Origin of the sequence: Lactobacillus gasseri ATCC 33323 = JCM 1131, from assembly GCF_000014425.1 — a bacterium.
Taxonomy (GTDB): domain Bacteria; phylum Bacillota; class Bacilli; order Lactobacillales; family Lactobacillaceae; genus Lactobacillus; species Lactobacillus gasseri.
In genome coordinates this window covers 1,663,951-1,683,867 of record NC_008530.1, presented here as the reverse complement: position 1 = coordinate 1,683,867, position 19,917 = coordinate 1,663,951, and the positions used below count along the sequence as shown (strand labels likewise).

The following is a 19,917-nucleotide window of genomic DNA, read 5'->3' as shown; positions in this document are numbered from 1 at the left end:
CATAGCATAACTTTTAAGTTAATTAATGACGGCTATGTTGATAATATTAAGAAAAAAGAATTTTATGGAGGAAATACCTTTGACTATCAAATCTAAAGTAATCAAACTTACCACTGCTGCTTCATTCGCTGTTGCAGGTATCGCAACTTTAAGTGCAGCTAAATTAAACTCATTATCATTTAACAGTACTGCACAAGCTTCAACTGTCCAAGCTCCTGCAAAGCAAATTGGTGTTGTAAAAGTAAATTCTAAGACTGGTGAAAGTGTCGCAGTTTGGAACAGCTACGAAGATGGCAAGCAACAAACTGGTAAGTACTTACCACATGAATCAAGCTGGAAGACATACAAGAAGGTTAAGACCGTCAAGGGTGAAACTTGGTATAACTTAGGTGGAGACCAATGGATCTCAGGCGATGATGTACAAGAAGAAGCTCCAATCGCACTTACTGCTGATTTATCTGCAGTTAAGGCAGCTGTAAGTCAAGTTCCTGCAGCTAACGTTGCAGCTAACACTACTGCTACTGCACAAACTGCTGTAGCTAGCGTTAACAACGCACAACAAGCATCAGTTGCAACTGCATCTGTACAAACTAATACTGCAGCTAACGCACAACAAACTTCAGCAACTGCACAAGCTCCAGTAGCACAAACTGCTGCACAACAAAGCACATACACTGCTTCAACTAACAATACTTATGTTGCTCCAGCAAAGACTAACTACTACGCACAAGCTAACACTACAGTTAAGACTCAACAAGCAGCAACTTACAGTGCACCTGCACAAAATACTACTACTGCTGCTAAGCCTGCACAACAACAAACTCAACAAGCTTCAAGCCAAGCCGCTCAACCAGCTAAGCAACAAGCTTCTACTCAATCAAGTAGCACTGCTCAAACTGTAGTTAATGCAGCAAAATCACAAATCGGTAAGCCTTATGTATGGGGCGCAACTGGTCCTAACGCATACGACTGCTCAGGTTTAGTACAATACGCATACAGCCAAGCAGGCAAGAACATTGGACGTACTACTTACCAACAAGCTGGTGCTGGCCAACATGTTTCTGTAAGTCAAGCACAAGCTGGTGACATCTTAATGTGGGGTGACTACCACGATGCTATCTACGTAGGTAACAACCAATACGTACACGCACCACAACCAGGTCAAAACGTAACTCAAGCTACTATCTCAAGTTACTTCATGCCAGATTACGCAATCCGTGTAAGATAATTAAATGAAATAAACATAGTTATTTTAGAAGGTTAATTAAAAGATTAACCTTCTTTTTTGTGTTATAATGAAAAGAAATTTTTTAGGAAACAGGTATTTTTAATGAATAATAAAAATGTAGAAAAAAATACCCATCCCACAAATAACTATCGTAAGTGGCTAATAGGTATTTTAATTTGCTTAGTAATTGTTTTAATAGCTTGGTTGGTAGTTGGACATATCCAGTCAAAAAGAAATGCTGAAGCTGAAAAATTTAATGCCAGTCACTTTAATTCACATGTTGCAATTTATGATGTTCCAGTTGGAAAACTAACTGTTAAGAAAGCTACTGCTAAAATAAATGAAAAAGCTAAAAATAGTGCAGTTTTAAACGATGACGAAGTTATTTTAAAGAAGAATAGCGATAAAGTAATTACAAACAAAAAAGTCCAGTCTTACTTTGAAGAGCAACATACTCGCTATCCTAGTCGTAAAAAGTGGAACTTTCAGAATACTGAGCTCTTGAAGGCAAAAGAAAAGTTAAATGAAATTAAAGATCGTCAAGTAAAATATACGGTTAATGGTAAATCCTTTGTATTTAAACGGTCAGAAGTTTTTCCGACGGTAACTTATGAAAGTGATAAGTATGTTTTTTCAGATACAAAGATTTTGGCGAATAAGATTAGCAATATTAATAAAGAAGTGTCTACACTTCATAAATCTTATGACTTCCAATTGCCAAATGGTCAAGTTACAAAAGTAAAAAATGAAAGTTATGGTTGGGCTATCAATGAGAAAAAGCTAGTTGCTGCTGTTGAAAATGCTTTTGTCAATAATACGCAAGAATTAAATGGTAAAAACTATATTTACGGTGAAGGTTTCAGTACGTATGGAACTGGTTATGGTTTGAGCAATAATGGAATTGGAAATAACTACATTGTTGTTTCTTTAACTGATCAAAAGCTGTGGATATATAAGAATGGCAAGTGCGTGGTTACTTTGGATACAATTGTTACTGGTACAGTTGAAACTAAAATTGCTCATAAGAATTTAGAAACACCGACCGGAGTTTGGTATATCCAGTATAAAGAATCTCCAAGCGTTTTAAAGGGAATAAATGATGATGGTTCTAAATACTCGGTTGATGTTAAGTATTGGATGCCATTTACTTTAACTGGTTGTGGCTTCCATGATAATAGCTGGCGAAAGAATTGGTCTAAGACGGCTTACCTAAATGATGGTTCTTATGGTTGTGTAAACTTAAAACCTAGTGACGCACCGAAAGTTTGGAATAATATAGAAAAGAATGAAGCAGTAATCATTTATAAATAATACGAAAAAAGAGTAGATTTAAAATCTACTCTTTTTGCTTGCTATACGGCATTTGCTTTGAATTTCTCTAGGTCTTTTGGAGATAGCCTTACGGTAACGTGAACGCCGTCATCTTTAAAGTCTTCACTTAAAATTTGACCATATTCATGTAGGTAAGCTAAGCTCTTGCCATCTGAAAGTGGCAATACTAAGTTTATCTTTTCGTAATTATCAAATACTCTTTTGACAATTAAATTGGCTAGCTGCTTAATTGATTCGGGATCTTTAGCAGAATATAAGATATCATTTCCTTCAATTTGAGGATAATTACGTTCTGTTAAGTCAGCCTTGTTATAAGCAGTAATCATTGGAACGTCAGTAATATTTAATTCATTTAGAACTTTTTGCGTGGTTTTAATCATTTGAACCATATTATGATCCGAGGCGTCTACTACGTTAATCAGTAAGTCGGCGTCTTTTGCTTCCTGCAAGGTAGCTTTAAATGACTCAACTAGATTATGAGGTAGCTTAGAGATAAAACCAACGGTGTCTGAAAGAATGAAACTTAAGTCATCTTTTAAATCAATTCGTCTGACGCTAGTATCTAAAGTCGCAAAAAGCATGTTCTTTTCGAAAACCTGCTTTTTATTTGCTTCGTCACTAAAGACATTTAACAATTCATTCATTGTTGTTGATTTTCCCGCATTAGTATAGCCAACTAAGGCTACTTGAGGCAAACGAGAATTATTTCTTCTAGCAGATTTAATTTCTTCTTGTTTACTGATGTCTTTTAGTTCTTTCTTGATTGCGCTAATTTGTTTACCAATAGTACGTCTGTTTAATTCAAGTTTAGTTTCTCCGGAACCACGGTTGGCGAAACCGCCGCTTGCTCCACCAGAACCACGTTGCTGGTCTAGATTATTTTCAGAAGGGTGGAGTCGAGGTAATTCATATTGTAATCTTGCAAGTTGAACTTGTAATTTGGCTTGTCGACTACGTGCACGGTTAGAGAAAATTTCTAAGATTAATTCTGTTCTGTCTAAAACTTTAAGTTTTGTCATGCCCTCAATATTTCTAATTTGAGTTGGGGACAATTCATCATTGATAACTAAGATTTTTGCATGCAACTCACGGGCCATGTTTTTAATCTGGTTAAGCTTTCCCACACCAAAATACGTACCTGCAACAATATTTTCAGCCTTTTGGCCTGCTTGTCCGACAACGTCTAAGTTGTTAGCAAGAGCTAATTCTCTTAGTTCTGTCATATAGTAGTCGAAATTAGGATCGTTTAAGTTTACGCCAGCAATAAAGGCTTTAGTCTTTTTTGGTTGATTGTCGATCAAATAATTCACCTGCTTTCACAAATTAAGTTTATATATTAGAGTAATAGCTTAAAAAATCATCATAACCATTCCTTTATTCTATAGTATGAAAATTATAATTTCTTTTTAAATAAAAATCAATTTTAAAGACAAAAAGGCCACTTCGATCTCGAAGTGACCTTAGGATATTTGAACACGGTAATATCCGAATAGAGATAATTACTTTAATTAACCGTGCACATAAATATGAGTGGAGTATATAATTGTTATTCTGACATCATAATAAATTTTACACTTATCAATGAAATTAAATTGACTGTATCAAAGGTAGTTAATTAAGAAAATCACTTAAGCCATACATAATTATGGGGGAATAGGAAAGCTCACGACTTAAGGGTATATAGGGTGACAAATTCATTATCTTTGTAATACATAGTTTAAACTGAAGCCATATATTGAAATACGTTTCAGCTTCCTGAAGAATTTAATTAAACGTATTTTACTAACAATTAATTTTGCTATTTTCATTTTATTGAACTATAGACGGGAAAAAGTAGTGAAAATAGTGAATTATTACTATGATTCAGAATATCAAAAATTTCTTCTTAATATATTTACTAGATATTTATATAAAGTAACAGTAATAAATATATCGTTATTTATTGCTTCTCTATGAAGACTGCCTTCACTTATCAATATAAGACGTGAAGAAAATAATAGCAAATAAAAGAGCTTTCATAAATTGTTATGTTATTGAAGTATAATAAAAGCCAAATCATTAATTGATTTGGCTTTTTGCAAGCGAACTAATTTAATTTTCCTTTGATCTTTGCCACTTAGCAATTAATGGTAAAACAATTCCCAGTCCAATCATTAAAAGTGGTTCGACAATATTTAAGATCAGCATATGCCACCAAGTAGCTGAACCGGCTTTTGCATCGATTGGAACGATACCAAAAGTTGCACCAGTAACTGTGATAATCAAGCACCACCAACCAACAATAACTGCAAAAGTCTTGTTTTTAATGAAGACATATTGTGATGGAAATTTTTCTGGGTGAAGTCTGATTTTAATAAAGGCCCAGAAGACTAGCCCAGTAACATAAGGCGAAACGATTCCGTTTAAGTTCAGTAATTGATTAAAAATGTCATTAACTGACGGAAGAGTAGCACTTAGAAATAGTAAAACTGAGCAAATTCCAGTTGTTAGCCAGTAACCATTGATCGGTAATCCGTTCTTATCAGTCTTGGTTAATTGCTTAGGCAGATACTTTTTAGCTGTATCCGATAAGAAGATTCTAGCCCCGCCATCTACTAAAACGGCTAGTTGAGCAAGCATATAAAGGGCTTGAGTAATAATAAAGGTATATAAGAAAAACTTACCCATTCCAAATTTCTCACCCATTGCTTGGAAGGCGTAGTAAGAACCATTCATCTTTAAATCATCTGGTAAGTGGTGTGCATTAAAGAATACGCCTAATGCAAAGGAACCAAAGATTGTTAGAAATCCAGTCATAATTGCAAGCATGTACATTGCTTTAGGAAAGTTTCTAGGTCCATCTTTCATTTCAGTAACATATGGTGCAACGAACTCGGCTCCGTTCATAGCAAAGATTAGCAGACCTAATGACATTAAGAATTTCATATCAAAGGTTGGCAAGAAATTCTTAAAGTGGAACGGCTGCGTAGCAATCGTGCGTCCTTCGCCGAGGTAGACAATAGTCATGATTACGAAAAGAATCGTCATGATAAACATTGCTCCGCCACCGATAATGGATAACCATTGCAATGAATTAGCAAATCGGTGCTGGAAGAAGATAAAGATGACGAAAATAATTGCAGTAAATAAGGCAAAAGCCCAGTTGCTCATTTCTTTGTCACTTAAAGCATGTCCTTTAAATAGCCATGCAAAGGAGACAACAGTTGAGTTGGCTACATCGACTAAGTAAGGCAGAGACACTACCCAGTAGCACCAAGCAGTGATATAACCCATTTTGTCTCCGGAGGTATGCCTTAGCCAAGATGATAAACCACCGCCATCATCGGAAAAAGTTGCGCCTAATTGGCCAACGATTAATTCATAAGGAACGACAAATAAAATTAATAATAAAATCCAGTCACTGACAACTGCTAGTCCTTGGTTTTGAAAGTTGTAAATAATATCATCAAAACCAATAACTGTAACAAAGTCCATCAGTGCAATTACCGGCCAGGTCAGTTTTTTACGTTTTTGAGCTTCATCAAAAGTGTCCATATTTCCTCCTAAAAATCCTATACTATTTTATTTATTTAAATTTAGGAGGGGGATTGAAGAAGTAGCGACCCTGCATACTAAACCTCTTTTCCTGTTTTAATTACAATACCGTTTTCTATTATACAAGAAGAAAAGTTTAAAAAATAAAAAACAGGCTTTACTTTTTATGCTTGTGTCTGTATCATATAGTGTAACAGGTACGTAATACACTATAACGAAAAGAGGAGTAATCATGAGTGAAGTAGTTCAAGTTCAAGATATTACCAAGACTTATGGTAAGAAAGGTGAGAAACAATACCAAGCTTTAAAAGGTATTAGCTTTGATGTAGCACGTGGTGAATTTGTTGGAATCATGGGTGCATCTGGTTCAGGTAAGACCACTTTATTAAATATTTTGTCAACTTTAGACCAACCAACTACAGGAAACGTTTATATCAATGGTCGTGATATTACCGGTTTAAATAGAAATCAAATGGCAGATTTTCGTGGTCAAGAAATTGGTTTTATTTTCCAAGACTTTAACTTACTAGAGAACTTAACTAATCGTGAAAATATTGCACTTCCACTATCACTTCAAAATGTGAAGACAAGTGCCATTAATCCTAAAGTTGATAAGATTGCAAAGAGATTAGGAATTGATCATATTTTAAATAAATACCCAGCAGAAATTTCTGGCGGTCAAAAGCAACGTGTCGCAGCAGCACGGGCATTAGTTCATGAACCGGCTATTCTTTACGGGGATGAGCCAACTGGAGCACTTGATTCAAAAAGTGCAACCGAACTTCTTGAAACAATGAAGGGCTTAAACGAAAAAGATAAAGTATCAATCCTGATGGTAACTCACGATCCATATTCCGCTTCATACGCTAGTCGCATTCTTTTCATTAAGGACGGTAAGATTGGTAAAGAAATTAAAAAGAATGATAAGAGCCGCGAAGAATTTTATCAGGACATTATTGCAGAATTAGGTAGACGTTAATACTAGAAAGGAAATAATTATGCTTTGGAAATTATCATTAACCGGAATAAAAAGCCGGTTCAAAGACTATTTAGTTCTTTTTTCTGGCTTAACTTTTGCTAGTGCAATCTTCTACATGTTTATGACCTTAGCAACTAATCCTGCTTTCTTAAAGGGTTCATTGAGTATTGCTTTTCAAATAACTCAGGTTGTTTTCGGCTTTGGAATTGCGCTCCTATCAATCATCACTTTTGTTTATATTGTATATGCTAATAGCTTTTTGCTAAGTATGCGGCAGAAAGACTATGGAATGTACATGATGCTAGGTGCTAGAACTAGCAAAATAGGAAGATTAATTTTTACTGAAACACTTGTTGTTGGCTTATTAGCTACTTTATTAGGAACAGTTCTAGGGGTTGCTTTAACGCAAGGTGTTTCTAGCATTTTGATCTCACAATTGGGCTTGCAAATTCATAAGTTTGTAGGATTCTATTTGCCAGCATTACTTTGGACAATCGCATTTTTTGCAATTTTATTCTTCTTAGCTGCTTTTTGGAATCGTCACAAGTTAGTTAAATCAAACGTAATTAACTTGCTTCATGAAGATCAAAAACCAGTTAAATTACATAGAAATAAATTATGGAAGTTTGTTGAGGCACTTTTAGGTATTGCATTACTTGCTGTAGGTTATTGGGCAATGATGCATGCAGCAAAATTAGGCACTAAAACTATTCCAATTGCTTTCTTTACAATCGTTTTTGGTTCTTACTTTACTTTTGATTCCTTCTTTACAGCAATTATTGATTTGCTTCGTAAGAACTTGTCTTTCAAATACAGAAAACTTCATTCCTTTACTTTAGGTCAACTTAAGTTTAGATTAAGTGACTATACTAGAATTTTATCAACCGTTTCATTACTATTTGCGCTTGCTTTGGGAGCAATTACTGTTGGTTTGAACTTCAACAATATGACTGAGCAGGCAATGCAAAGTACGTATTATGATGTAGTTTTATACAACCGTAATCCCAAGGTTGATAATCAACTAAAGAAAGTTTCTGTAAAATCTACGACTCATTTTGACTATAAGATGGTCGTAGAGGGTAAGGGAAAAGAAAAGAATCGCGTCCTCTATATTTCTGAAAATCAAATCAAGAATAATAAGATTATGTATCAGCACTATTCACGTAAGAATGACGTGAACCACTATGATACTAAACGTCTTACTGTCAATGATTTTAAAAATAAGAAATCAGATGCCGCAGCAGAAGGCGAATATCAATTAGTGTCTCTTACTCCGTATGTTGACGCTCAAGCTGAGGTTGTATCGCAAGCTAAATATGATCAAATTAAGGCCAAGGTAAATAAGATTGAGCTTTTAAGAGTTAATAACTTTAGAAGTAATTTCAACAATATTGAAAAGTTACAAAAGTTATCGGTAAATCAAATGATCAGTTCACCAGAAGCTGAAAAGGGAGCAATTAATGTAAACCTTTCTAATTCAAAATCTGCTCAATATCGTTTAGTTTCAAGTATGACTTCTGGTTTTGAATTTATGGGCTTCTTCTTAGGACTTGCCTTCCTAGCAATGCTTGCTTCAACCTTGATGTTTAAAGTTTTATCTGGTGCAAACAGCGACAAGCCAAGATACCAAATGCTTTGGAAAGTTGGTACAAGAAAGAGCTTATTGAAAGCATCAATTGCTAAAGAAATTGGAATTCTATTTGTTTTACCAGCGGTTTTAGGTGTGGTGGATGTTTTATTTGGACTCCAATTATTTAAATCTATCTTAGGAATGAATACATACGATAAACTTTGGATTCCATTTACAATTTTCGGCGTGCTTTACGCAATTTACTACCTATTAACAGTGGCTTTATACCAACACATTGTTTTACAAAAAGAAGATTAAGAAAAAGACTTCACCAAAAATTGGTGAAGTCTTTTTTGCGTTAAACTGACATTTTATTATAAGAAGTAATTTTCATATCTTTATCAGTCATATTCATAATTGTAATTGATGCGTTTCTTGGACCGTGAGCCAAGTTGTATTCGCCACGCGCAAAGCGAGAAACAATACTTCTAATGGTAAAGCCATGAGTAACAAGTAAAATATTTTCAGCACCATCTAATTGACTGATTAAATCAAAGCCTTTGTTAACTCGGTCCCAATATTCCTCCGCATTTTCTGCTTCATGATATGGGTCTGCTTCTTTCATGTAGTCTTTAATAGTATTGATATCAACTTCCTTAAGGAGTTCATCTCTTCTTGGATAGCCATGAGGCCCACCAATCATGCGCCAAGCTTCATCAGAATTCATTCCTTCAAAAAAGCCATAGAATTGCTCTCTAAAAAATGGTGTTGCAATATGCTGTAATTCATCGCGGTTACAGTTTTCATTGATAATGTAGTCACAAGTATCACTGGCTCTCTTTAAATCGCTTGAAATAGCGATATCAAAAGGAATATTACTTAAAGCTTTACCAGCATCTTTGGCACCTTTTATTCCCTCATCAGTTAGAGGGGTATCACACCAGCCTTGCATTTTGTCATAGCGGTTGATATAAGTTTGACCATGACGGACGATATAGATTCTTTTCATGTTAAAAATCTCCTTGAATTACTTACTTTGATTATATCAAACCTAGAAAATCAAAATCTTAAAGGGTGTATACAAAAATAAAATCAACAGAATTCCTACTATAATTAAAAGAATAGTATTTCTTTTAGTTAATTTTTGATGTTTTTCCTCAGTAATTTTTTTATTTCTAAAATCACTGCTTACTTTAATTTGTTGAGCTACAAGAATTGCAATTAAAACTAGATAAATAAGTAGGCCAATTAGTTCAAATATTCGCATTGTGATTCGCATCTTTCCTTGTGATAAAAATATTGTATCAAAAATTTTGAATATTAAGGCTAAGTAGACTAACTTAATAGTTGAAAGAAGAGAAATTTTTATGAGAGTTACAAAATTAGTAATCGGAATTTTGATGATTGTATATTCCGTTTGGTTATTTATTCAAGGTTTATTAGGTGGATTTTTAGGAATAATTGCTGACAAAAGTATGCTAGCAGGGATTTTGGGCATTCTCCTGTGTGGTTTGTTTATGGCAAGCGGAATTGTCTATATTTCAACTGAAAATAGTGACGGTTTAGGCGGTGATATCGCTGGTTTTGTTATGATGATTGTTGCTGGAATTTTAGGCTTTTTAGGCGGAACATATGCTGGTTTGATTTGGACTGGAATTCTAGCCTTGATTATTGGAATTGGCTTCTTTGTATGGCATTTAAAGATTAGATGAAAGAAATCGGAATATTTCATTTGCTTGAACCAACTATGTACAATAAAAGGTGAGAGAGCTGACTAGTGAGCTCATAGAAAGAAGAATTATTATGAAATTTATGTCTTGGAATGTAAATGGTCTGCGTGCTGCATTACGTCATGGCTTTGTTAATACCTTTACAGACTTAGATGCAGATATCTTTGCCATACAAGATACTCGCGTAGAGCCGAATGAAGTACAAATTGACTTACCAGGTTATTATCAATACTGGAATTATGCCAAAAGAAAAGGCTACGCTGGAACTGCTGTCTTTACTAAAGAAAAACCAATTACTGTCGCAAATGGCTTTGGCGTTCCAGAAGTTGATGGCGAAGGTAGAAGTATTACTTTAGAGTTTTCAAACTTCTATTTCATTGATGTCCAAGTTCCATTTTCTGGGGAAAAATTGCAAAGATTAGACTTCAGAGAATTATGGGCACAAACTTTTAGAAATTATGTTACTAAGCTAATGCAATATAAGCCAGTAATCATTGGTGGGGATATGAGTGTGGCTCACGATAAGATTGATTTAGCAGAACCTGATGATAATCACCGCCATGCAGGATTTACTGGGATTGAAAGAAAAGAATTCTCTGAATTATTGAATGCCGGCTTTATTGATACTTTCCGCTACTTCCACCCAGATGAAGCAAAGTATACTTACTGGAGCTATCGCGAAGATGCTCGAGCAAAGAATATTGGCTGGAGATTAGATTACTTCTTAGTATCAAATAACTTAGAAGACAAGATGATCAATGCCCAGATTTTAAACAACATTATGGGATCAGATCATTGCCCAATTGAATTAGATTTAGACATTGAAACAAGAAAATAGTTTTAATAGATAAAGAAAAAATGCACTTCGTAGTTGTACGAAGTGCATTTTTGATTCGGCATTATTTAGTTAATGCAGAGTAGACATCGTCATGAGCTTCAACTAATTGACCACTTGTTACGATATCTTCAACTTGTGAAACTCTGTCATTACTGTTAGTAATTAAAGTCATCACAACTGGATCTTTGCCAGCATCCTTAACTTGTTCAAGGTCCATTTCAATTAATTGTGTTTCAGGTGTAACTTGATCACCTTCATTAACTTTCATCGTGAATGGTTTACCTTGAAGTTCAACTGTATCTATTCCAAGGTGAAGCATTACTTCTAGACCAGATTTTGTTTTAAGGCCAATAGCATGCTTGGTCTTGAAGATTGAAATGACAGTAGCATCAACTGGACTGTAGATTTTTCCATTTTCTGGTTCAATTGCGAAACCTTCACCCATCATCTTTTGTGAGAATACTTCATCTTTGACTTGAGTGATATCTTCAAACTTACCTTTTACGGGAGCTTTGAAAATAACTTTTTCTGACTTATGAACAGTTTCTATTTTAGTAGAAGTAGATTTGTTAATTTTATCCACTTGTGGATTACTTACTGGTTGCATGTCAGGGTGAGTGATAATGTCATTAATTTCTTGACTATAAAGATCGGCTTTTCCACCAAAGATTGCTTGAACTCCGCCAGCTACTTTCAAGACACCTGGAGCACCTAGCATCTTGAAGACATCATCGTTAACTAAGTTATTATCTTTTAATGAGACTCTTAATCTTGTTGCACAAGCTGAAACGGTTTCGATATTATCTAAACCACCTAATGCTGAAATAATTTCGCATGATTCATTGTAGAGTTTGTCATCAGTCTTAGGACCAGCTGCCATAATTTGATCGGCAGCTTGATTGTCTTCAACAACCATTCCAGGAATGCCCACATGGAACTTCTTAATACAAAAAGTAAAGACGAAGAAGTAGAGGAAGAACCAGATAACACCCATAATTAAGACATTTGGCCAATTGGTTTTATCTCTTCCTTGTAAAACACCAAAGAGTAAATAGTCAATTAAACCACCAGAGAATGAATTACCAATTCTGATATTCATGATATCAGCTACATAGAATGAACAGCCATCAAGAAAGGCGTGAATAACATATAGCCAAGGCGCTACGAATAGGAAAGTATATTCAATAGGTTCAGTAATACCAGTTAAGAAAGAGGTTAAACCACCTGAAAGGTATAAACCACCACTAGTTTTACGGTTTCTCTTAGGCAAGCAAAGATACATTGCTAAAGCTGCACCTGGAAGACCAAACATCATTGTGGCAAAACGACCAGCAAAGAATCTTGTGCCATAGGTAAATAGACCGTGATGGTTAGGGTCGGCCAATTGAGCAAAGAAAATATTTTGTGCACCAACAACAGTTTTACCTGCAACATCTGCAGTTCCACCTAGAGCTGTGTACCAAAACATTGGATAGATAGTGTGGTGAAGACCAACTGCTCCAGTTAAACGGAGTAAAAATCCATATAAGAAACTACCAAAGCTTCCCATTTTAGCAATTGCATAACCAGCACTAGTTAAGCCACTTTGAATTGGTGGCCAAATGATAAAGAAGATGGCACCAATTACAATAGCTGCGAGGGATGAAATAATCGGGATAAATCTTGATCCGCCAAAGAATCCTAAAAATTGTGGTAATTCAACTTTACGGTAGTGGTTGTGAAGATAAGCTACTACGCATCCAATAACGATAGCTCCTAAAACACCAGTATCAATGGTGTTTTTAGGTGAAAACATTTGTAGCAAGCCTGAAATTGTTGCGGTATAAACTAGGTAAGCCACACCACCAGCAAGGCCAGCTGTACCCTTATCTCCTTTAGCAAGACCAACAGCTAGTCCAATTGAGAAGATAAGCGCTAAATTATTAAAAACTGCGCTACCAGCGAAGTTCATTACTTTTAAGATAGTTTGAAGCCATTCTTGGTTAAGCCAAGGATAAGCACCAACAGCTGCTTTATTTGTTAAAGCACCACCTAAACCTAGCAGTAAACCAGCTACCGGTAAAATGGCGATTGGAAGCATGAAGGCTTGACCTAGTTGTGAAAAGGCCTGCCCAACATGTGAAAATTTCTTAGACATGATTAAGCCTCTTTCGTTATGATTTATTATTTTTCAAAAACAGAAGTGAATGTTTTAGCAATCTGAAGTGGGCGAGTAATTGCACCGCCAACTACAATTCCTGCTGGGTTGATGTCAATTACTTGCTTTAATTGTTCTGGAGTATGAATTTTTCCTTCAGCAATCACAGGTAGACCATCATCGACTAAAGCTTTAATTAAATCAAAATCTGGATGGTCAGTCTTAGGACTTTCTTCGGTGTAGCCAGAAAGAGTAGTACCAACAAAATCTACGCCTGCTTCATAGGCATTTTTAGCTTCTTCAAAGTTTGAAGTATCTGCCATTAAAAGTTGGTTTGGATATTTAGCTTTAATTTCTTTAATAAATTCAGCTACTGTCTTGCCATCATGTCTTGGCCGTAAGGTACAGTCAAGGGCAATTACTTCAACGCCTGTTTCCATTAATTCATCTACTTCTTTCATAGTTGGAGTAATGTATGGCTTTTCTGGTGGATAGTCTCGTTTAATAATTCCGATCATTGGTAGATCGACGACTTTTTTAATTTGTTTAATATCTCTGACGGAATTTGCTCTTAAACCTGTTGCACCAGCTTCTTGAGCAGCTTTTGCCATTAGTGGCATAATGCCGCCTTCTTCGGTATAGAGTGGTTCGCCAGGTAAAGCCTGACATGAAATAATTAAACCACCATGGATTTTGTTGATAAATTCTTCCTTGTTCATTTGTAAATATACTCCAAATTAATTACATTTTGGAGTTTTCCTCCTAAGAAGATAATATAATGAATTCAAATATTATGCAAGCGTTTTCTAGTAAAATCATGATATAGTTATTAGGACGAGGATGTGAGAAAATGAAATTTATACAGCTCTACAATCAAAATAAAGATAAACTGACTAAGTCAGAAAATAAGTTAGCTAACTATATTGCTGCTCATACCGAGCATGTGATTTACGATACTATTAAGTCACTAGGAAAAGCGACCAATACGGGAGATGCAACGATAGTTAGATTATGTAAAAAATTAGGCTATGCGGGTTTTTCCGATTTAAAAATTGCCTTAGCGCAAGATTCAATGATGACCACAGCAAAGAACCATGATGGGGCTCAGACAAGTTCACAACGAAGTAGTAAAGTTTTAATTTCTTCAATAGAAAAAACAGAAGAATTAATTAATCCAACTGCTCTAAAGAAAGCAGTGAGTCTATTAGCTAAGGCGCAACGAATTCATATTTTTGGATTAGGACATTCTGGCGAGTCTGCCAGAGACTATGAAAGAACATGGTTGAGGATCGGGCTAATTGCTAATGCAGAATCAGACCCTCATATTCAAGTTCAAGTTGCAACTTTGCTGAATAAGGACGATGTAGTAGTTGGCTTATCTCTTTCAGGTCATACTAAAGATACATATGATTCATTAAAAGTTGCTAAAGACTATGGAGCAAAAATCTTGGCAATCACTAATGATCTTGCTTCTCCAATTGCTCAATTAGGGGATGTAAGTTTACAAACGTCAGTTAGTGAGTTTATGAATATTGGTAGTGTAGCAGGACAAGTTTCACAATTATATTTGTGCGATGTTTTGGCTAGAGAATATGAAAAGCTTAACAAGGTTGATGTGGATAAAATTAAAGAGCATGCTTTAGCTGCTGTTATAAAAAAGTCTATTTAAATGTAGAAAGTCGTCAAATACATACAATGTATTTGACGTTTTTTTGACTCCTTGGTAAATAAAAAAGATGTTATAATGTGCCTAGTTTTTTACTATATTTATCTGATACGAGGAGAGAAAAGAATGAGAAAATATAAAGTAAAATGGTTTTCAATCATATCGTTGCTGGTATGTATTTTGATTTTTTGGATAAAACCAATAACTGTTAAAGCAAGTAGTATTAATAATTACCATCAAGAGCAAGTAGAATTACAAGCAAAGTCTGCAATTGCAATTGATTTAAAGAGTGGGCAAGTTTTATATGCAAAGAATGCAGATAAAAAATTACCAGTTGCGTCAATGTCAAAGTTAATTACCATTTATTTAACATTAGATGCAATTAATAATAAAAAATTATCGTGGAATCAAAAAGTAAAACCAACAAAGCAAATTGTAAAAATTAGTAATAATCCAGAATATTCTGGGGTTCCGTTAAAGTTAAATCATGCTTATACAATTAAGCAATTATATGAAGCAACTTTAATTCAGTCTGCGAATGGTCCAGCGATGCTTTTAGGACAAGCAATTAGTGGATCGCAGCAAGCCTTTGTTAAAAAGATGCGGAATCAACTAGTTTCGTGGAATATTGGGGGGGGGCAACCCAGCTTCTTACAGACAGTGGATTGCCTAATTACACTCTAGGAGAAGAAAGGTTTAAGAATAAGTCTAAAGATGCAGAAAATACTTTGTCAGCATCTGATAGGGCAATTATAATTTCTCATTTATTAAAAAAATATCCTCAAGTATTAAATACAACAAAAGTTGCCAAAAGTTCTTTTGTTGATGGTAAAACTATTACTCCAATGCAAAATTGGAACTGGATGTTAAAAGGATTATCTCAATATGATCCTAATTATCCAGTAGATGGATTAAAAACAGGAACTACTGATGCGGCCGGAGCTTGTTTTGCGTCTACAATGAAAAAGAATGGTAGACGTTTAGTTACTGTAGTAATGGGAGCGCAGCATGCTAATGGAGAAGATCCATCAAGATTTATCCAAACTAAAAAATTATTGAAATATATTTTTGACAATTATAGTAGTAAGAAGATTAAACAAGGATTTAGCTTTGCCTCAGTAAGAAGGGTTAAAGTCATTAATGGTAAAGAAAAATCTGCTCCAGTTTATGTAAAAGAACCCACTGTGGTTTGGCTTCCTAAAAAGCAACAATTATCTAATTTAAAAGTTAAATTTTCAAAAAATGCAATTCATGCGCCTCAAATTAGCGGTAAAACAGTTGGAAGATTTTATTTAATTAATACACCAGTACTTAATAGTAATAAAGATGTTGCGATTAAAGCGACAGTTCACCAGGATGTTAAACAAGCTAATTTTTTGGTAAGAATATGGAATAGACTTTTTAACCAGCAACAAAATTCACATGAAAAGGCAAATTCGAGTGTAACTACAGCTCAAAAAGTAAAAAAATTTCGACCTTATCAAGATCCTAAAGACTTGGTGAAAGCTGGTACCTGGAATAAAAAGAGTGAAAATAAAGAGCAACCCGATTTGACAAAAGTTAAAGACCTTTGGATTAGAGTTTCTCTTAAAGAGAATCGGACTTATATTATGAGTGGCAAGAAGCCGATTTATACTATGCTTTCAACTGGAGGAGTATATCATAAAAATAAGTCTGATACGCCAACAGGAACATATCATATCCAGCATGAGCGTGGAGCTGCTTTTTATAATCATAAATTAAATGAGGGAGCTAAATATTATGTTAGCTGGAAGGATCATGGAGTATATCTATTTCACTCGGTTCCAACTAAGTCAGATGGTTCTATCGATAAAAAAGAAGCTAAAAAACTTGGTAAGATTCCAGGTTCTCATGGATGTATTCGCTTAAGCATCCCCGATTCAAAATGGCTTGCCGCAACTGTTCCTGCTGGCACTAAAGTTGTCATCAAAAATCACTAAAAAAACAGCCAAACTACTTTGATTAAGTAATTTGGCTGTTTTGGTATCTACGATACCGATTATTTTGATTACCAAAAAGTGGAAGGCATAAAGGTTGTTTAAGTCTTTATGCCAGTTGTAAGTGTTAAATTTATACTTATATTATATAAATTAAATCATCATAAGTCGAAAAATATGCTCACAATAATTAAATTATTATATTGTGTTAGTCACTGACTGTTTGTAACTTGTTTTCTTTTTGTTTAGCTTTAATTAACTTCTTAATCCACTTGCTGATCTCAACTTGTAGAATAGAGAAAAGCGAAAGAATAATTACTACTAACCATTGTCTTGAAGTAAGACTAGTCAAATGGAAGAGAGTTTGTAAATTGGGAGTGAAAAGAATAATTCCCATTAAGATTGCTGAAACAATAAAGGAGATAATCAACCAGACATTTATTTTACTGCCCCTAACCCAAATTGGATCGGTATTAGAATGCTGGTTAAACGCGCGAAGCATTTGAGATAAGGCTAAAACACAGAATGCCATTGTTTGACCAGCAATTGGATTATCAAACGACTCTCCAATCCAGTAAGCAATTAAAGTCATTAAAGCTACGAAAATTCCTTGACTGATAACACGCCAGATAAGGTCTTTTTCGAATAAAGTTCCAGTCTTTACTGGCTTATGTTTCATGATATTTTTACTTGCTGGATCGACTCCTAAGGCTAAAGCAGGCAAACTAGCTGTAGCTAAGTTAACCCAGAGAATATGTACAGCAAGTAGCGGTGCATCCCAGTTGAAGATTGTAGCTACAAACAAAGTAGTAATTTCGGCAATATTACCAACTAGTAAAAACTGAATTACTTTTTGGATATTACGGTAAACCTTTCGACCTTCTCTAATTGCCGCCGTAATTGTTGTAAAGCTGTCATTTAGTAAAATCATATCTGAAACATCTTTAGCAACATCTGTACCTCCAATACCCATAGCAACACCGATATCAGCAGCCTTTAGGGCAGGTGAGTCATTGACGCCATCTCCTGTCATGGCTACTACTTCATCATTTCGTTTTAGGCTTTGAATGATTCTTAATTTATCGTTAGGTGAAACACGAGCAAAAACAGTAGCAGATTTAACTGCTTGATCTAGTTCATTATCTGTCATTTCGTTTAATTCAGTACCTGAAATAACAGTGTTTCCATTAGTATAAATGCCTAAGTTTTTTGCAATTGCAACTGCTGTGTTTTTGTGGTCACCTGTGATCATAATGGTCTTAATTCCCGCTTCACGGGCCATCTTAATTGATGCCTTAACTTCGTCTCGAGCGGGGTCAATCATGCCAACTGCACCTAAGAAGACTAAATGTTCTTCAATATTTTCATCTTCTTGAGGTAGGTTTAGCATGTTTTTGCTGGCAAAACCTAAGACTCTTAATGCTTGATCAGACATCTTATGCGATAAGGCGAGAATATTGTCTTGATCTGCCTTGGTTAACTTACGTGTACCATTACTTGTAAGGATATAGTCGCAAAGCGGCAATAATTCATCAAGCGCACCTTTTGTGTAAGCAACATATTCATTGTTTATTTCATGAATTGTTGACATTCGCTTGCGAATGGAATCAAAAGGATATTCGCTGAGTCTTGGATATTCTTTTTTTAGGCTAAGAGCTGAATAACCAAAATCTTGCACTAAAGGAAGAAGTGCACCTTCAGTAGGATCACCAATTACTTCTTGAGGTTTATCCAAATTAAAGCTGGCGTCATTACACAGACTAGCTGCATACATTAATTGTTGGTAAGAGCTAGAATTTTTTTATTAAGAAAATCATCCCCATTAGCTAAATGAGTTACAGTCATTTTGTTTAACGTTAATGTTCCTGTTTTATCAGAACAAATAACTGTCGCATTGCCTAGAGTTTCAACAGCGGGTAACTTTTTAATTAGAGCATGTTGCTTAGCCATCCGCTGCACGCCTAGCGCCATAATAATGGTTGCAGTTGCTGGTAAACCTTCTGGGATAATTGAAATTGCTAAAGAAATTGCTACTAAAAATTGTGGTAAAAGTGGACGACCATAAAGGGCCCCAATTGCAAAGATTAAAACGCAGATAATTAAGCCAATAATGGTCAAGACTTTGCCTACTGCATTAAGTTTTCTCTTTAATGGAGTATCACCAGCATCATCATTTTCAAGCATGCCAGCGATTTGACCAATTTCGGTGTCCATTCCAGTTTTAGTTACAATTCCGCTTCCTCGTCCGTAGGTAACAATTGAAGAAGTATAAGCCATGTTCTTTCTGTCACCTAGAGGGCAATCTGCTGAAAGCACAGCTTCCGCATTCTTTTCACTAGCAATGGATTCACCAGTTAAAGCGGCTTCTGCAATTTTTAAGTTAGCAGACTGAATTAAGCGTAGATCAGCTGGAACCATATCGCCACTAGCTAGAAAAACCAGGTCCCCAATAACTAACTCGCTAGCAGGGATGATCTTTTCAATACCGCCACGCATAACTGTAGCAGTTGGTGCGCTCATTGTTTTGAGGGCGGCTAGAGAAGACTGCGCTTTTTTCTCCTGGATAATTCCAATGATTGAGTTAACGACAACAATAAAGAAAATTACGCTGGCTTCTACCCATTCATTTAAAATTGCAGAAAAAGCAGCTGCTCCTAATAAGATCAAAATCATCGGATCAATGATTTGCTCTTTGAGCATCATTAAAGTTGATTTTGGTGGCTTTTCAGCTAGAGCATTAGGTCCATATTTTTTTAACCGTCGCTGGGCTTCTGGCTCACTTAAGCCAGTAGAACTTGTTTCTAAATCTGAAAATAACTCGTTTGTTGTTTGAGAATACGAGGGAGGTTGTTTCTGATTATCCATAAAGGATATACCATTCCTTTCTTTTATCAAAATATATTTTTCTTAATTGTATAGTTTTTAACTATTAGTATACGTAAGAA

15 protein-coding genes and 1 pseudogene are annotated in these 19,917 nt (G+C 35.2%); 9 read left to right on the top strand and 7 right to left on the bottom strand.

Going from position 1 to position 19,917, the window contains the following annotated elements; all coding sequences use genetic code 11:
• Positions 1 to 79 precede the first annotated feature (79 nt).
• Both LGAS_RS08355 and LGAS_RS08350 read left to right on the top strand, forming a co-directional pair.
• On the top strand, positions 80 to 1,228 hold the full coding sequence (locus LGAS_RS08355; protein WP_003646744.1) for a C40 family peptidase: 1,149 nt from the start codon (positions 80 to 82) through the stop codon (positions 1,226 to 1,228).
• 102 nt (positions 1,229 to 1,330) lie between these two features.
• Positions 1,331 to 2,539, top strand: coding sequence for a L,D-transpeptidase family protein (locus LGAS_RS08350; protein ID WP_003646745.1), 1,209 nt, complete (start codon positions 1,331 to 1,333; stop codon positions 2,537 to 2,539).
• A gap of 41 nt (positions 2,540 to 2,580) precedes the next feature.
• Here LGAS_RS08350 and hflX read toward each other — a convergent pair whose 3' ends face one another.
• Positions 2,581 to 3,861: a GTPase HflX gene (hflX, locus tag LGAS_RS08345; protein ID WP_003656122.1), complete on the bottom strand. Its 1,281-nt coding sequence runs from the start codon at positions 3,859 to 3,861 to the stop codon at positions 2,581 to 2,583.
• A 790-nt stretch (positions 3,862 to 4,651) separates the two neighbouring features.
• Positions 4,652 to 6,094 (bottom strand): APC family permease, encoded by a 1,443-nt coding sequence (locus LGAS_RS08340; RefSeq protein WP_003646746.1) that lies wholly within the window; start codon positions 6,092 to 6,094, stop codon positions 4,652 to 4,654.
• 232 nt (positions 6,095 to 6,326) lie between these two features.
• On the opposite strand from LGAS_RS08340, the gene LGAS_RS08335 reads away from it, so the two are divergent.
• A complete protein-coding gene (locus LGAS_RS08335) occupies positions 6,327 to 7,073 on the top strand; it encodes an ABC transporter ATP-binding protein (protein WP_003646747.1) in 747 nt (248 codons plus the stop codon).
• A gap of 19 nt (positions 7,074 to 7,092) precedes the next feature.
• A complete protein-coding gene (locus LGAS_RS08330) occupies positions 7,093 to 8,961 on the top strand; it encodes an ABC transporter permease (protein WP_003646748.1) in 1,869 nt (622 codons plus the stop codon).
• Between the two features lie 40 nt (positions 8,962 to 9,001).
• Here the strand turns inward: LGAS_RS08330 and LGAS_RS08325 are convergent, their stop codons facing one another.
• Both LGAS_RS08325 and LGAS_RS09805 read right to left on the bottom strand, forming a co-directional pair.
• Positions 9,002 to 9,652, bottom strand: a complete 651-nt coding sequence (locus LGAS_RS08325; RefSeq protein ID WP_003646749.1) for a histidine phosphatase family protein — start codon at positions 9,650 to 9,652, stop codon at positions 9,002 to 9,004.
• A 42-nt stretch (positions 9,653 to 9,694) separates the two neighbouring features.
• On the bottom strand, positions 9,695 to 9,910 hold the full coding sequence (locus tag LGAS_RS09805) for a hypothetical protein (protein WP_025012239.1): 216 nt from the start codon (positions 9,908 to 9,910) through the stop codon (positions 9,695 to 9,697).
• A gap of 100 nt (positions 9,911 to 10,010) precedes the next feature.
• Between LGAS_RS09805 and LGAS_RS08315 the strand changes: the two genes are divergently transcribed.
• Complete coding sequence (locus LGAS_RS08315) at positions 10,011 to 10,355, top strand: hypothetical protein (RefSeq protein ID WP_003646751.1); 345 nt, start codon at positions 10,011 to 10,013, stop codon at positions 10,353 to 10,355.
• A 91-nt stretch (positions 10,356 to 10,446) separates the two neighbouring features.
• Positions 10,447 to 11,211 carry an exodeoxyribonuclease III gene (locus LGAS_RS08310; RefSeq protein ID WP_003656113.1) on the top strand — a complete coding sequence of 255 codons (765 nt, stop codon included), beginning with the start codon at positions 10,447 to 10,449 and terminating at the stop codon, positions 11,209 to 11,211.
• Between the two features lie 61 nt (positions 11,212 to 11,272).
• On the opposite strand, the gene LGAS_RS08305 is transcribed toward LGAS_RS08310, so the two are convergent.
• Entirely contained in the window at positions 11,273 to 13,348 is a 2,076-nt protein-coding gene (locus tag LGAS_RS08305) for a PTS sugar transporter subunit IIABC (protein ID WP_011678975.1), read from the bottom strand.
• A gap of 26 nt (positions 13,349 to 13,374) precedes the next feature.
• The gene (locus LGAS_RS08300; protein WP_003657024.1) at positions 13,375 to 14,067 is read right to left on the bottom strand and encodes an N-acetylmannosamine-6-phosphate 2-epimerase; all 693 of its coding nucleotides are present in this window, start codon (positions 14,065 to 14,067) and stop codon (positions 13,375 to 13,377) included.
• Positions 14,068 to 14,198: 131 nt separating this feature from the next.
• Here LGAS_RS08300 and LGAS_RS08295 point away from each other — a divergent pair, with 131 nt between their 5' ends.
• The 3 genes from LGAS_RS08295 to LGAS_RS08285 all read left to right on the top strand — a co-directional run bounded on the left by LGAS_RS08295 (position 14,199) and on the right by LGAS_RS08285 (position 16,975).
• The gene (locus LGAS_RS08295; protein WP_003646753.1) at positions 14,199 to 15,017 is read left to right on the top strand and encodes a MurR/RpiR family transcriptional regulator; all 819 of its coding nucleotides are present in this window, start codon (positions 14,199 to 14,201) and stop codon (positions 15,015 to 15,017) included.
• A 123-nt stretch (positions 15,018 to 15,140) separates the two neighbouring features.
• On the top strand, positions 15,141 to 15,698 hold the full coding sequence (locus LGAS_RS08290; RefSeq protein WP_157859592.1) for a D-alanyl-D-alanine carboxypeptidase family protein: 558 nt from the start codon (positions 15,141 to 15,143) through the stop codon (positions 15,696 to 15,698).
• Positions 15,635 to 16,975 carry a L,D-transpeptidase family protein gene (locus tag LGAS_RS08285; protein WP_011678974.1) on the top strand — a complete coding sequence of 447 codons (1,341 nt, stop codon included), beginning with the start codon at positions 15,635 to 15,637 and terminating at the stop codon, positions 16,973 to 16,975. The genes LGAS_RS08290 and LGAS_RS08285 overlap by 64 nt, the downstream gene beginning before the upstream one ends.
• Positions 16,976 to 17,180: 205 nt before the next feature.
• Here LGAS_RS08285 and LGAS_RS09775 read toward each other — a convergent pair.
• Positions 17,181 to 19,837 (bottom strand): annotated as a pseudogene (locus LGAS_RS09775) (cation-translocating P-type ATPase).
• Between the last annotated feature and the right edge of the window lie 80 nt (positions 19,838 to 19,917).